This window comes from Acidimicrobiales bacterium (assembly GCA_035531755.1).
In the GTDB taxonomy this organism is placed as follows: domain Bacteria; phylum Actinomycetota; class Acidimicrobiia; order Acidimicrobiales; family UBA8190; genus DATKSK01.
The window spans coordinates 21106-35285 of the sequence record DATKSK010000052.1 but is presented as its reverse complement, the minus strand read 5'-3'; the positions used below and the strand labels follow the sequence as shown (position 1 = coordinate 35285).

The window sequence follows — 14180 nt, the reverse complement described above, 5'->3', positions numbered from 1 at the left end:
CGCCCTCCGGGGCCGGCCGACAGGGAGGACGGCGTAGAGCACCACCGCCAGGAGCGGGAGGGCCAGGCCGAGCAGATAGAAGGCGTCGAAGTACCGGTTGAGCGCGAAGTCGGCGAAGATCGGATAGCCGACGATGTCCGTGGTCACCGACAGGTGCTGCGGGACCAGGCGCCACAGCGCCTCGCACAGTGCGCCTGCCACCACCACGGCGAGCGCGGCGCGCCCGAGGAACACGGCGATGCCCCGCGGTGCTCGGGGCGCGGTGCCGCCGGTGGCCGGTTCGGTCGGCGGTGCATTCTTGGTGTCCACGGTCAGACGACCGGTGGCGCCCGCCCGGTTGAGCCGGTCGGGGCGCCCGCGGCCCTCAGGGCAGGCGGGCCCCCCAACGCACGCTGTCCGGTTCGCTCTGTGGTCGGGGGCGAGAGCGGAGGGTCAGGGAACCAGCCACTCGCCGTAGACGCTCGCCGAACCCGCTGCCGGGAAGAACTGCACCTTGGTGATCTTGGCCGTGGTCTTGATGGCGAACGCCACGCAGCTCGTGGCCGACTTCCCCGCGGCCACCTGGTACTTGGTGGAGTGGCTGGCGCACTCGCTCAGGCTGTCGCGGCTCGGCAGGAAGGTCTGGCCGTCGGACCCCACCAGGTTGGCGTCGGCGTTGGCGTCCCCCGAGATGGCCTGGTCCGACGTATCGGTGACCGTGAACAGGGCGGCCACGAAGCGCCTGTCGTTGCCGGCCTTGGCGCTCCCCGTGCCGTGGGCGGGGTCGACGACCTGCGTGACGGCGACCTGGAAGGGCCGGCCCGAGGCCGTCTTCAGGTCGAGGGTGTCTCCCACGTGGGCGATGCTCGAAGACCCCGCCGGATGGTCGACCACCGTGGTCGAGCTCGAGCAACCGGCCGCCAGGCCGACGAGTGCCAGAGATCCTGCTGCCGCCAGAAGCTTGCCCACGTGTGACCCCCCAAGGATTGACCAGCGGCCATATTAGGCGATCCACCTGGTGCGATGGCGATTCGCGCCTGGCGGGCGCCCGGCCGGGAGCACGATGGGCACCCGGCCCACAATTACAACGGGGCACCCGGCCCACAATTGCACTCCCAATTACACTGCCCCCGATGCGGCTCCGGGGTGCACCCGCCAGGTGGGGAGCCGACGTCCTCGGCGTGGCGTGGACCGTGCTGGCCGCCGTCGCCGTCATGGCGCCGGTGCTGCGGCCCGGCGTGTCGCTCGGGTCGTTCGACCTGCTGTCACGCATCGGGCTGACCCATCACGCCGGCGTGGCCGTGCACAGCGAATTCCCGGCCGACCAGATCCTCTACTTCCTGCCCCTCACGAACCTGGCGTGGCACCAGGTGCACCAGGGCCAGCTGCCCCTGTGGAACCCGGACAACGTGCTCGGCATGCCGCTCGCCTTCAGCTGGCAGTCGGCCGTCTTCAGCGTGCCCGTCCTCCTCAGCTACCTGGCCCCGGTCCACCTCGCCTACACGGTGATCGTGCTGGCCAAGTTCGTCATCGCCGGCACCGGCGCCTACGCCCTGTGCCGCGTGCTGGGCATGCGGCCGCTGAGCGCGGCCTTCGGGGGGACGGTCTTCGAGCTGTCGGGGCCCATGCTCCATTATTCGGGCTGGGCCATGACCGGGGTGACGTGCTGGGCGGGGTGGATCTTCGCCGCCGCCGTCCTCCTCGTCCGGGGCCGGCACCGGCTGCGCCACGGCATCGCGCTGGCGTCGGTCCTGGCGGCCGCGGTCTACGGCGGCCATCCCGAGAGCCTGGCCGTGCTGGGGGTCTCCCTGGCGATCTTCCTGGCGGTCCTCCTGGCGGTCGGGGCGCACACCGCGGGCGGCCCGGTGCGGCGCCCCGTCGTCGACCTGGTGGTGGCGGGCGCGTGCGGACTGGGGCTCGGTGCTCCGCTCGTCCTGCCCGGGCTCCAGGTGGTGCAGGCCTCGGGGCGCGCCGCGGCCTCCGGCGGCGCCGCCTTCCCCGTGTCGCACCTGTCGGACCTCCTGGTGGGCCTGCAGGGCACCGATTTCCGGGTCCCGCCGCCCTATGTGGGCGTCCTGGCCGCCGTCCTGGCCGTGGTGGCGGTCCGCTTCTTCTGGCGCCGGGCGGAGATCCTCGGCCTGGCGGCGGTGGCGGTGATCGCCGCCGTGCTGACCTACAAGAACCCGCTGTACTCGATCGTGCAGGGCGCGCCCGTCCTCGGCCGGGTCACCTGGAACCGCGACGTCATGCTGATGGCGCTGGCCCTGGCCGTCCTGGCCGCCGCCGGGCTCGACGCCCTCCTCCGGGGCACGGCGCCGGCCAACGCCCGCCGCTGGGTCCTGGGCGCGCTGGGCGGCGCCGGCGTCGTCGTGGCCCTGGTGTCGCTGGCGGTCGCCCTGGGGGCACAGAAGACCGGTGGCGGCGAGCGCGCCCGGCTCGCCTGGGCCGCGGCCGAGGTGGTCGTGGGCATGGGGCTGCTCGTCGCCTCGGGCCTCGGCCGGCAGCCGGGCCGGCACGCCGCGGGGGCGTCCCCGGGGCGACGGCGGGCCGGGGCCGTCGGGTTCCTGGTGGCCCAGAGCGCCTTCCTGGTGGCGGCCGGCGCCTCGTTCTGGTCGATCAGCGGCACCTACTTCTCCCCCACCCCGGCTGTCACGGCCCTGCGCCACGCCGTGGGATCGTCACTGGTGGCCATGGGCCCGTGCCGGCCCCGGCCCTTCACCGCCCCGTACTCCACCGAGGTCGGCATCCGCCCCAACACCAACATCGCCTACGGGGTGCGCGAATTCGCGGTGTACGAGCCGGTGCTGCCCACCAGCTACTACACGTCCTGGTCCGCCGTGAGCGGCCAGCAGCTGGCGTCGAGCCTGCGCCGCGTCGGGCTGTTCTGCCCGCAGGTCACCACGGCCGCCGAGGCCCGCCTGTTCGGGGTGCGCTACGTGCTCGTGGCGCCGCACACCCGGCGACCCGCGGGGACGGTGCGGGTCGGGACGGTGGGCGGCGAGCCCCTCTACCGGGTGCCGGGCGCGGCCGAGGCGACGCTGTCACCCGCGCCGCCGGGCGGCGCCACCCTGCCGATGGACGCGGCGGGGACGGCGGTGACGATGACGCGCCCGACGGCCGCCACGGCGCGGGTGGTCACCGACGCCACCTCGGCCCAGGTGCTGCGCCTGCGCCTGACGGCGCTCCCCGGCTGGCACGCCACCATCGACGGCCGGCCGCTCGCACTGGGCCACTGGGCCACGGGGGCGATGCTCGAGGCGCGGGTCCCGGCGGGCCACCACGTGGTGGAGCTGCGCTACTGGCCGGGGCTGTTCACGGCGGGGCTGGGGGTGGCGGTGGTGGTGCTCGCCGGCTTCGCGGTGGCGATCGTCGTCACGTCCCGACGTCGCCGGGCGTCGCCCGGCGCTCCCCCGAGCCCGGCCGCGGTCGCAGCGCCCTGACCGTGCCGGCGGTGCCCGGCCCGGGCCCGCCGGGCGGGCGCGATCGCCGGGCGCGCCGGCGGGCGATCGTCACGAGGTCCACGAAGGCGTCGAACGCCGGGGCCACCCGCAGTTTCGAGCCCGTGACGTCGCGCCATGTCTCGAGGGGCACCTCGAGGAAACGCGTCACCGGGACACCGGGCACGTCGCCGCTCCCGTGCAGCAACCGGTCGAGCAGCTCGACGTCGAAGGCCCACGACGTCCGGAAGGGCTCGGCGAGCGCGGCGACCAGGGTGTCGGTGACACGGAACACCTTCGCCCCGCACTGCGTGTCGTACACCGTCACGCCGAGGGCGATCGACGCCACCGTGGCATAGGCCCGCCCCAGGTAGTGGCGCAGCGCCTTGCGCTCGATGGAGCTGCCGAGCCGGGCCACCCGGCTCCCGAACACCCCGGCCAGCTCGGGCCGGGCGTGCAGCTGGCGCGTGAGCCGCAGGAGCTCGGCCGGCGGGGTGGCCAGGTCGGCGTCGTAGTAGCCGACGGTGCCGGCCCCGCCCCGGACGGCCACCAGCAGCCCGCGCCGGACCGCTTCGGCCTTGCCGGTGTTGGCCGCCAGGCTCACCACCTCGATCCCCTCGCAGCCCGCCGCCAGCCGGTCGAGGACGCGCCCCGTGGCGTCGGTGGAGCCGTCGTCCACGAAGACCAGGCGGACCTCGTCGCCGGCCACGAGGTCCGTGAAGGCGCGCTCGTCGAGCCGCCGCTCCTCGTTGAAGCACGGCACCACGACGACCGTGGGACCCGGCGCGCTCACCGGGGCCCCGGTTCCCGTCGACGGCAGAACGCCCACGTGCTCAGGCCCGGCAACGGCGCCAGGCGCCGCGTGGCCAGGGCGAGCGAGACCCGGGTGTCGGCGCCGAGCACGGCCGTCAGGGCCGTCGTCAGGCGCGGCCCGCCCCGCCAGTCCCCGATCCCCGTCGACGGTTCGCGCCCGTCCGGCGACACGCGCCCGGTCGACGTGGGGTGCGGCGGCCGGAGCCGCTCGCGCAGGACCTGCGCGGCACGGGCGGGGAGCAGGCCGTGGAACAGGCCGCCGCGCGCCTGCACCGCCAGGCCGGCGGACTCGAGCACGGTCCGGATGGCGTCGGGCGAGTACCGGCGGAAGTGCTTCAGGGCGCGGTCGTGCTCGCTGAAGAGGCCCTGGTACGCGGGCACGCTCACGAGGACCCAGCCCCCGGGGGCGAGCGAGCCGTCGACGACCTCGCGCACGAACGCGGTGTCGTCCTCGACGTGTTCGACCACGTCGAGCATGAGGACCCCCCCGAAGACGCCGCCGGGCCGCTGCGCGCTGAACTCGATGCCCGTGGTGCCGGTGGCGACCTCGGGGCCGTCCGCCGGGTAGTGCACGTCCCAGCACGCCAACCGGGCCGCCGGTGGGAGCACGGCGCGCAGCTGCTGCGCGAACCAGGCGTCCCCGGCGCCGACGTCGAGCCAGCTGTCGGTCGTGGCGAGCGTCCCCAGCCGCTCGACCAGTCGGAGGAAGAAGGTGGCGCGGGCGATCTCCCAGGGGTGGCGGCGGGTCACGCCCCCGCTCCGCTCGATCAGGTCCATGGGCGGCATCCCCCCGGGGGCGCGGTGACATGAGCGGGGCGCGGTGACATGAGCGGGAGCGGGAGGGGGCCGATCACGGCTGGCAGTCCGTCCCGGCGGCCGGCGCCCCCCGGGCATCGGCCGCCCACGGGGGCGGGCGCCAGTCGGGCTCGCGTCCGGGCCCGACCGTGTCGAGGGCGGCTCCCACGCCGGCAGGCTCGGGCGGGAGGCTCGGGGGGGCGAAGCAGGCGTTCGGGCCGGCGGCGGACTCGAGGGCGTCGGCGAGCGCCAGCGCCTCGGGAGCGGCGTCGGCCACGTCGTCACGCGAGAACGCGCTGTGGCGCAGCTCGGGGTCGACGAAGTCCCCCACCGCGGCGTCGTCGGGCGCCAGGTGCATGCCCAGTCCGGCCAGGAAGTCCCGCGTGCCCGCCGCCCAGCCGGCGGCGTCGGCCACCAGGTCGGCGTAGCGCGTCACCAGCACGGGCATGCCCGCGCTGTGGGCGAGGATCAGGCGGTTGTAGCGCTCCCACAGGGCCACGCCGAAGGCCACGGGCAGCCCGTGGCGACGCTGCAGGGACCTGGCCACCTCGAGGGGGTTGCGCACCACGACCACGGCGGCCAGCCGGGGGCCCAGGGCGCGCCGCCAGAAGGGCAGGAGCACCGAGGTGCGCGGGTCCTTCCACACCCACGGCTCGGAGCGATGGGCGCGGCGGAAGGCCCGCCGGCCCTGGGCCGGCGTCGTGGTGATCCCGGCGGCCACGGCGTCGTAGTCCGCGCCCGCCGGCGGCGGGTACCACCACGTCCGCCCCATCTGGGTGAGCAAGGCGTTGTTCAGGTGCATGAGCGAGCGGCTCTCGAAGTGGCCGCTCGGGTTCCACGGCCCGCGCACCATGTCGCCGGGCGCGCAGGTGGCGGGACCGAGGAGGTTGACCAGGCGCGTGGCCGCCGACGTGCCGCTGCGGTGCATGCCGAGCACGAGCACGCCCCGAGGCGTCGTGCGGCGCCACGGGGCGCCGCCGCGCGGCCGGGGGGCCGCCACCCCCGCCGGGCCGCTCACGCGAACCCCGGGCGCAGGGGGTGGCCGACGCGCGCCCGCACGGCCCACGGGCCGCGGTAGGCGAGGAGCACGGGCCGCACCCAGCGCGGCTCGCGCCACGTCGGGGGCTGGAAGTCGTCGCTGCGACGCGGCAGTGACTGCAGCACGCGCAGCGTGGACGCCGTGAGCCGCCGGACCGTCGGCGTGGGCGCGGCGCCGTGCACGAGCTGGCCCTCGAGCGCCCGGGCAGCCACGCCCGGGTCGCCGCCCAGGTCCACCCCGAGGGCCCGCAGGTCGCCGGCGAGGGTCGCCACCGTCTCCGCGGGTGCGGCCACCAGGTCCTCGAAGCGCAGGCAGACCACGGGCAGGCCCCGCGACGCCGCCACCGACGCCCGGACGTAGTGCTGCCACAGGCCCACGCCGTAGAACGCCGGGATCCCGTCGCGGCGCCTTACCGAGGCCACCACCGCACCGGGGTCACGCAGCACGAGCACGACCCGGGCCCCGTCGCCGAGCACCCGACGCCACAGCGGGAACGTCAGGCAGGTGCGCGGGTCCTTCCACACCCAGGGGCCGCCCGTGTAGACCGCCGCGAACGTCTCGGCCAGGTCGGGCAGCAGGCGCGTGGCCCGCTCGGTGTGCTCCCATCCCGGGGCCAGCCACGGGGGGAAGTCCCACGACCGCCCGTAGGCGGCCAGGATGCGGTCGTTGCACGCCACCAGGGCTTTGCTCTCCCAGTGCCCGCCGGGGTTGTCGTACTCGGTGAGCAGGTCGTCGGCGGGGCCGATGTCGGCGCCCAGGAGGTTGAGGACCCGGCTCACCGCCGACGTCCCGCTGCGGTGCATCCCGAGGACCACGACGCCGGGTCCCGGCCCCGGCGCGGTCATCGGGCCCGTCCGTCGAGGGTGATGCCGGGGCGCGGCGCCCGGCCCGGACCGGCGCCACCGCCGGCGGGCGCCAGCCAGGCACCGAGATCGCGGTCGAGGAGGGCCTCGAGCCTGCGGATGTCGGGGGCGAGCTCGGCGGTCAGGCGGCCACGCAGCTCGGGGTCCATGGGCGGCCGGGCCTGGCGGCGGGTGTTGAGCGTGTGCAGGCGGCGCCGCAGGGCGGCCCGGGCGTGCTCGTCGGGGACCACCAGGCGACCGACCCGACGGATCCCGGGCGGCGCATGGCGCAGGAGGTCGCGCACGCGCGGGCTGCGGACCACCTTGTTGGCGTTCACCACGCCGAACTCGGGCCGGTGGGCGGCGTCGACGTCGAGGAACCGCAGGACCTGACCGTAGGCGGCGTCGGCGTCCGCCACGAGGTCGTCGTAGAGCACCACGCACACGCGGTCGCGACCGAACGCGGAGAAGTAGCGCTCGACCTGCTCGCCATAGCGGGCGATGTCACGGTAGAGGAGCCCGAACACCTTCTGGCACCCCGGCGGCACGCGCTCGCCGCGGCGGCGGGCCTCCTCGGCCGCCACCGCCTCCCCGAACGACGCGATGTCCTCCTCGCCCTGGAACAGCATCTCGCTGTGCTGCGAGTGCATCTGGTCGACCGGGTTGCGCAGCAGGGCGACGACGCGGCTGTCGGGGTCGTAGGCGCGGATCTCGGCGGCCGCCTGCGAGGAGTAGAGGTAGAAGACCGACCGATCGGCGCGGTAGCGGGCGGCACCGTGCTCCGCGAACCAACCCAGATAGGCGTCGTAGCCGATCTGCCACCGGCCGCCCTTGCGGGTCCGGAAGACGAGGTCGCCGCCGAAGTAGGTCAGCTCCTTCCCCGCCACGAACACGTCGGGGTGGCTGCCCAGGTAGGTGGCGAGCGCGGTGGTGCCGGACTTCGGCGCCCCCACGATGAACAGGTTCGGGGTGGGGCGCGCCTCGCCGGCGGCTCGCGGCGCGCTGGACCCGGTGCCGGGATCGGGCGCCACGGCTCAGGGCGCGGCGCGCGCCGGGGTCGTCTGCTCGCGCATGGGGTCCACCGGGAAGCGGATGCCCAGCCTGCCCATGGCGCCGTCGGAGAGGCCGAGCACGATGGTCCGGAGACACGCCATGCGCCGGCCGCGCTCGCGCAGCACGGCCCGGGCCACCAGCTTGGTCACGTTGCGCGGGTACCACCCGACGCGGTGCATGACGTGCAGGTGGAGGTACAGCATGTTGCGGGCCTCGTAGTAGTACTTCCAGAGCGGGACCCGGGCCCCCTGGCGCACGGCGTCGTGCTGGACCACGGCCCCGTCCACGAGCCGGCGCGGGTACCCGGCCTGCGGGATGCGCCAGTGGCAGTACTCGTTGTCCTCGGCCCACCAGAACAGCTCGGCGCGCGGGACGCCCACCTGCTCCACGATGTGGCGCGAGACGACGAAGCCGCACCACGATCCCCACTCGCCGACCGAGCCGTCGGGCTGCACGGCACGGGGGAAGCAGAACGCCGCCTTGGGGTCCGTGCCGGCCTCGCCGAGCAACGTCTCGAGGCACTCGGGGTCGGGGAGGATGTCGTCGTCGAGCACCCAGGCGAAGTCGTCGGGTCGGGCCAGGAGCTCCTCGAAGGCGAGGGCCCAGCCACCGGCGGGACCGCCGTTGGTGTCCGAGCGCACCACCGACACGGGGGGGGCGCCGGGGCCGAGGGCCGCACGGAGCGCGCCGGCCTGCACCGGCGGCTCGCTGGCGTTGTCCACCACCACGACCTCGCCGGGCGGCACCGTCTGCGCGGCGATCGCCTCCAGGCACCGCGCCAGCGAGCGGGGCGCGTTGTGCGACAGGACCAGCGCCACCACCGCGGGCCCCAGCTCCCGCGCCGGGACGGGGGTGCCGGTCCCGCGCGTGGCGTCGGTTCCCACCGCAGTGTCGGCAGTGCCCGCAGTGCCCGCAGTGCCGACGCCGCCGACGGCGTCTGTCGAGCCGGCGGCGGAGAGCGCCCGCTCCCCGACCTGGCGCCGGTACCGGGGCTCGATCCCGAGCCTCCCCCGGGCCCCGTCGAGGAACCCCCGCACGATGGCGAGGCGTTCGGGGGTGCCCGAGGCGAGCTGGAACCGCCGCACCGAGTACACGAGGTGCCAGGCCAGCCAGCTCCGCCGGCCGTGGCGGCGAGCGAGGGCGAAGAAATTCCGGGCCTGGTAGTAGGCGCGCCACGGCTCGTCGGCGTCGACGGGTCGATGGTCGCGCAGCGCGGCGTCGCGGCCGGCCAGGGTCTGGCGGTGCGCCACCCGCCGGGCACAGGGCACGTCCACGAGCACCGAGAGCCCCGCGGCGCGCACGCGGCAGTAGAAGTCGAAGTCCTCGAACCCGAAGAACAGGTCGGGGTCGGGCAGCGCGCCGACGTCCACCACGTCGCGCGACACGAGTGTCGCGCCCCACGTCGTGACGTCGACCGGGGCCAAGTCCCCGGGTTGGCCGCGCCGGGGGACGGTGTTGACGGTGTGGCCCGACCGGGGGACGAACACGCGCCCGAACGCGGTCACCGCGCCCACGCGGCGCCCGGCGTCGACCCCGGTGCGCGCGCGGTCCTGCACCCGGGCCAGGAGCCCGGCCACCCGCGGCACGGGCAGGTGCAGCAACACCATGTCGTCCTCGCACAGGTACGCCCACCTGGTGGTGGCGTCGGCGAAGGCCTCGACCAGCCCGGCACGGAAGCCGCCGGCGGGCCCGGTGTTGGACGGCAGGCGCACCATGCGCACGGCTCGCTCCAGCTCGGGGTCGTCGAGACCGCCCTCGCCGTTCACCACGACCACCACCTGCCGGGGGGCGAAGCCCTCCACGTCGAGCAGTGACCGCACCGTGGCGCCGGCCAGCCGGGGCCGGAGGTGGGTCACCACGACGGCGGTCACGCCGTCGAGACCGGGAGTCACGGCGGGGGTCAGGACGGGTCCCCGCCCGACCGGCACACGACACGGTCGGGCGAGCTTCCCGACCGGCACACAACGACCCGTCCGCTCTCCTCGGAGAGCGGCTGCGCACTGGCTGACACCGCGAGTCCCCCCGGTTCCGCTCGGCTCCTGCTCCGCCAACCCGTTGGCAAGCCTAGTGCGAGCCGTCCCCCAATCGGAACAGGACGCTGCGCGGCGGAACAGGACTCCGGCCCGTGCGACCAGGGAAAAGGCGGGCCGGCGGTTGCGCACGGCCCCGGGGACTGCGCCCCGGTCCCAGGGCGGGCCCACGGGCGGCGCACGACGAGCCGGCGCTACCCTGGGGGATGCCCGCCGCCCCTCCGAACGAGCCGCGGCAGGTGCCGGCGTTCGGCGTCGGGGACCTGGTGGGCATCGCCTGGCTGGTGGCGGCGGCCATCGCCGTCATGGCGCCGGCGCTGGCGCACGGCGCCTCCCTGGGACCGTTCGACATCCTGTCGCGCCAGGGTCTGTCGAAGCAGCCCGGGGTCGTGGTCCACAACCCCCAGACCGCCGACCTCATCACCGAGATGATCCCCTGGACGGCCCAGGCCTGGACCCAGGTGCACCACGGGCACCTGCCGCTGTGGAATCCCTACAGCGCCCTCGGCATGCCCCTGGCGTTCAACTGGCAGTCGGCGACCTTCAGCCTGCCGACGCTGGTGGGCTATCTGGTCCCCCTGCGCCTGGCCTTCACGGTCCAGGTGTGGACGACGATCGTCATCGCGGGGACCGGCGTGTACGTGCTCGGGCGCTCGCTGCGCCTGGGCCTGCTCGGCGCCGTCATGGCCGGCACCGTCTACGAGCTCAGCGGTCCGTTCTTCGGGTGGCTGGGCTGGCCGGTGGCGTCGGTCATGTCCTGGGCGGGCTGGCTGTTCGCCGCCGCCGTGCTGGTGGTGCGTGGGCACCGGCGGGCCCGGACCGTCACGTTCTTCGCCGTCGTGCTGGCCCTGACCATCTACGCCGGGCAGCCCGACGCGCTCGTGGTCATGGCCCTCGGCCTCGGCGTCTTCGTCGCCGTCCTGCTGGCCCTGCGCACCCCGGCGTTCGGGGGCTCGGGCCCCGTCCTGCGCCCCGCCGTGGACCTGGTGCTGGCCACCGCGGTCGGGGCGGCGCTGGGCGCTCCACTGCTTCTTCCCGGGCTCCAGGTCACCGCGGCGGGGATCAGGACGGCCAAGGGCGGCACACCGACGCTGCCCCTGCACGACATCGGCTCCGTGGTGTTCCAGGGGTTCGACGGGTTGCCGGTGGCGGGGAGCCACTGGTTCGGGCACCTGTCGGGCAACGCCAGCTACCTGGAGTCGGCCGTCTACGTCGGGGTGATCGCCGTCGTCCTGGCGGCGACGGCCCTGGCCATGCGCCGCCGGCACCCCGAGGTCGTCGCGCTCGGTGCCGTCACCGCCGTCATGATCGTGCTCATGTTCAGCCCGCCCCTCGTCGGGGCGCTGGGCAAGGTGCGCTGGCACCGCAGCACCATCCTGTTCGCGTTCGCGGTGGCGGTGCTGGCGGGCGTGGGCGCCGACGCCGTGGTGCGCTCGTGGCGCGACGTGCGGGTCCGGCGATGGTTGGGTGGCGGCTTCGCGCTGGCCGCGGTCGTCCTGGCGATGGTATGGGCGCTCGGCCGCGGGCACCTGCCTCCGGCCGACGCCGCCGTGCGGGCGGGGAGCTTCGTGTGGCCGGGGGTGCAGACGGCCGCGGGCCTCGGTGTCGCCGGCACGCTCGTGGTGGCGGGCCGGCGCCGACGCCCTGCGCCGCGCCCGGCGCGCCGTCGCCGGTTCGCTCTCGGGACCGGGACCGGGGTCGTCGCCGTGCTGCTGGCCTGCGAGACGGCCTTCCTCGTGACCGCCGGAGCGCCGCTGTGGTCGTCGAGCCCGTCGTTCCTGGCGCCGACCCCGGCGGAGGTGGCCCTGAAGCAGGCGGTGGGGAGCGCCGTCGTGGGCTTCGGCGCGCGGTCGTGCTCGGTGCCCGGCGACCTGGGGATCGTGCAGGACGTCAACGTGGCGTTCGCGGTCCAGGAGCTCGACGTCTACGACCCCGTCGCCCCCCGGGCCCTCTTCCGCTCCTGGCAGGCCGCCACCGGGCAGCCCGGCGGCCTCGGCAACCCCATCTCCGTCTTCTGCCCGGCGGTGACGTCGGCCGCCGTGGCCCGTCGCTACGGCGTCGGCTTCGTCCTCGAGCCCGCCGGGGCGCGCGGGCCGGGCGGGGGCGTCTTCGACCGGCGCGTGGGCGACGAGTCGCTGTACCGCATCCCCGGCGCCGCCGCCGCCACCCTGACGCCCGTGTCGGGCGGGTCGTCGCCGGCGTCGGGGCACGACGACGGCACGCCGGTGACCGTCGGCCACCCGGGCCCGGCGTCGTGGAGGGTCGTCGTCGACGCCGACACGCCGCAGACGCTGCGCCTGCACCTCACCGGCGTCCCCGGCTGGCACGGCACCATCGACGGCCGGCCGCTGCCGTTGCACACCCTGGCGGGCGCCATGCTCCAGGCACGCGTCCCGGCGGGCCGGCACATCGTGGAGCTGCACTACTGGCCGCGCGCCTTCTCCGTCGGCATCGGGCTCGCCCTCGTCGCCGCGCTGGGCCTGGCAGGTGCCCTCGTGGTGTCGAGACGACGGCCCGCCGGCGCCGGGCCCGGTGACGCCGGGGTGTCCACGGAGCCGCCGGCCCCGCACGGTATCGTCGCCCCCGTGAGCCCGGCCGAGGCGCCGCCCGACACGGGCGTCGGCGGGCGGGGACCGACGATCCACGCCCCCGACCGCTGACGGGGTGGGGCGTGGACAACATCCTCTTCATCCTCACCGACCAGCAGCGCGCCGACAGCCTCGGCGTGGTCAACGGCTGGAGCGCGACGCCCAACCTCGACGCCCTGGCCGGTGCGGGCACGCTGTTCACCGACTGCTTCACGACCTCGCCCGTGTGCGTCCCCGCCCGCTTCAGCCTGGCGTCGGGTCTCTATCCCCACAACCTCGGCGTCCAGGCGAACCGCATCGTGACGTACCCCGCCTGGTTGGAGACGTGGTTCGGCAGGCTCCGGCGCAACGGCTACCGCACCAGCATGTTCGGCAAGAACCACCTGCACCCCGACGGCGGGGACCTGCGCGCCAGCACGGGCCTGCTCAACCGCCTGGGCTTCGACGAGGTCGACGAGGTCGGTGGCCCACGTGCCCTGCAGACCTGCACGGCCAACCTCACCGACCTGTGGGACCGCCACGGGGTCCGACGCGCCTACCGCGACGACGTGGCCGAGCGCCTGCGGACCACCCCGTGGCTCGTGCGCCCGACGCCCGTGGGCCTCGACCTCTACTACGACACCTATGTGGCCAGGAGCGCGGCCCGCTACCTGCGCGAGTACGACAAGCCCGAGCCGTGGTGCTGCTACGTGGGGTTCCCCGGACCGCACGAGCCCTGGGACACGCCCGCGCCGTGGGCGACCGCGTACGACCCGGCGGCCATGCCGCCGCCCCGGGACGCGCCGCGGTCGCTCGCCGAGCGCCCGTCGGGCGACCTCGACGCCCGCATCGGGCGGCGCCCGCCGCTCAGCGCGGTCGAGATCGCGGCCCTGCGGGCCGACTACGCCGGCGAAGTCAGCCTCATCGACCACCTCGTCGGCGAGCTGGTACAGGCCGTGCGCGACCGGGGCGAGTGGGACCGCACCGTCGTCGTGTTCACCTCCGACCACGGGGAGATGAACGGGGACGCCGGCCTGCTCTACAAGAAGGTGTTCCTCGACGGTGCGGCCCGCGTCCCGCTCATCGTCCGCGACCCGGGGAGCCCGCCGGGCGTCGTCGACCGCCCCGTCGAGCTGATGGACGTGGGGGCGACGGTCCTCGACCTCGCCGGCATGGCCGATGCCGGCGCCTTCCGCATGGGCGTTTCCCTGGCGGCCGCCGTGCGGGGGGGCGTGGCGGGCCCGCCGCGGACCGACGCCCTGTGCGAGCACGACGGCGAGGTGATGCTGGCCACCGCCGACTGGAAGATCGCCCTCAACGCCGCGGGCGAGACCTATCTCCTCTTCGACCGGTCCGCGGACGAGTCGGTCAACCTCGCCGGCGCCGGGGAGTTCGCCGACGTGCAGCGCGACCTCGAGGCGCGCCTGCTGCAGCGGCTGGTCCGCACCTCGTCGCGCACCCCGGTGTTCGGCGCGCCTCCCCCGTCGCGCACGGTGGCCTCGTTGACACGCCGTCTCCTGGGCAAGGGCCCGCGCTCCTGGGCGCGGCTCGGGCGCCGCGGCGTCCCGGGGGCGGGCCCGCCCGCCCCGGCCGGGGAGGGCGGCGCCGAGCCGTAGCCGGGGCGT

Annotated in this window: 11 protein-coding genes; 3 read left to right on the top strand and 8 right to left on the bottom strand. The window is 75.6% G+C overall.

The genetic code is table 11. The features are described 5' to 3' along the window. Both VMV22_10890 and VMV22_10885 read right to left on the bottom strand, forming a co-directional pair. A partial coding sequence (locus VMV22_10890) for a hypothetical protein (protein ID HUY22829.1) occupies positions 1-309 on the bottom strand: 309 nt, incomplete at its 3' end. A 123-nt stretch (positions 310-432) separates the two neighbouring features. Beyond that, a complete protein-coding gene (locus VMV22_10885) occupies positions 433-948 on the bottom strand; it encodes a hypothetical protein (protein HUY22828.1) in 516 nt (171 codons plus the stop codon). A 164-nt stretch (positions 949-1112) separates the two neighbouring features. Between VMV22_10885 and VMV22_10880 the strand changes: the two genes are divergently transcribed. Further along, on the top strand, positions 1113-3419 hold the full coding sequence (locus VMV22_10880) for a YfhO family protein (protein HUY22827.1): 2307 nt from the start codon (positions 1113-1115) through the stop codon (positions 3417-3419). Here VMV22_10880 and VMV22_10875 read toward each other — a convergent pair. The 6 genes from VMV22_10875 to VMV22_10850 form a co-directional block, all read right to left on the bottom strand. Then, positions 3352-4209 carry a glycosyltransferase gene (locus tag VMV22_10875; GenBank protein ID HUY22826.1) on the bottom strand — a complete coding sequence of 286 codons (858 nt, stop codon included), beginning with the start codon at positions 4207-4209 and terminating at the stop codon, positions 3352-3354. The two genes, VMV22_10880 and VMV22_10875, sit on opposite strands and share 68 nt — an antisense overlap. Continuing rightward, positions 4206-5006 (bottom strand): methyltransferase domain-containing protein, encoded by an 801-nt coding sequence (locus VMV22_10870; protein HUY22825.1) that lies wholly within the window; start codon positions 5004-5006, stop codon positions 4206-4208. The genes VMV22_10875 and VMV22_10870 overlap by 4 nt, the downstream gene beginning before the upstream one ends. A gap of 73 nt (positions 5007-5079) precedes the next feature. Then, entirely contained in the window at positions 5080-6042 is a 963-nt protein-coding gene (locus VMV22_10865) for a hypothetical protein (protein HUY22824.1), read from the bottom strand. Further along, positions 6039-6908, bottom strand: coding sequence for a sulfotransferase (locus VMV22_10860; protein HUY22823.1), 870 nt, complete (start codon positions 6906-6908; stop codon positions 6039-6041). Before VMV22_10860 ends, VMV22_10865 begins: the two co-directional genes overlap by 4 nt. Beyond that, positions 6905-7936 (bottom strand): sulfotransferase, encoded by a 1032-nt coding sequence (locus tag VMV22_10855; GenBank protein ID HUY22822.1) that lies wholly within the window; start codon positions 7934-7936, stop codon positions 6905-6907. Before VMV22_10855 ends, VMV22_10860 begins: the two co-directional genes overlap by 4 nt. 3 nt (positions 7937-7939) lie before the next feature. After that, on the bottom strand, positions 7940-9829 hold the full coding sequence (locus tag VMV22_10850; protein HUY22821.1) for a glycosyltransferase: 1890 nt from the start codon (positions 9827-9829) through the stop codon (positions 7940-7942). Positions 9830-10227: 398 nt separating this feature from the next. On the opposite strand from VMV22_10850, the gene VMV22_10845 reads away from it, so the two are divergent. Together VMV22_10845 and VMV22_10840 are read left to right on the top strand one after the other, a co-directional pair. Continuing rightward, positions 10228-12648: a YfhO family protein gene (locus VMV22_10845; GenBank protein HUY22820.1), complete on the top strand. Its 2421-nt coding sequence runs from the start codon at positions 10228-10230 to the stop codon at positions 12646-12648. An 11-nt stretch (positions 12649-12659) separates the two neighbouring features. Further along, a complete protein-coding gene (locus VMV22_10840; protein HUY22819.1) occupies positions 12660-14171 on the top strand; it encodes a sulfatase-like hydrolase/transferase in 1512 nt (503 codons plus the stop codon). The last annotated feature ends 9 nt before the right edge of the window (positions 14172-14180 follow it).

Bases quoted from the DNA above. Each gene is read 5' to 3' on its own strand.
- VMV22_10880 (HUY22827.1), top strand. From the start codon at position 1,113: ATGCGGCTCCGGGGTGCACCCGCCAGGTGGGGAGCCGACGTCCTCGGC.
- VMV22_10870 (HUY22825.1), bottom strand. From the start codon at position 5,006: ATGGACCTGATCGAGCGGAGCGGGGGCGTGACCCGCCGCCACCCCTGG.
- VMV22_10860 (HUY22823.1), bottom strand. From the start codon at position 6,908: ATGACCGCGCCGGGGCCGGGACCCGGCGTCGTGGTCCTCGGGATGCAC.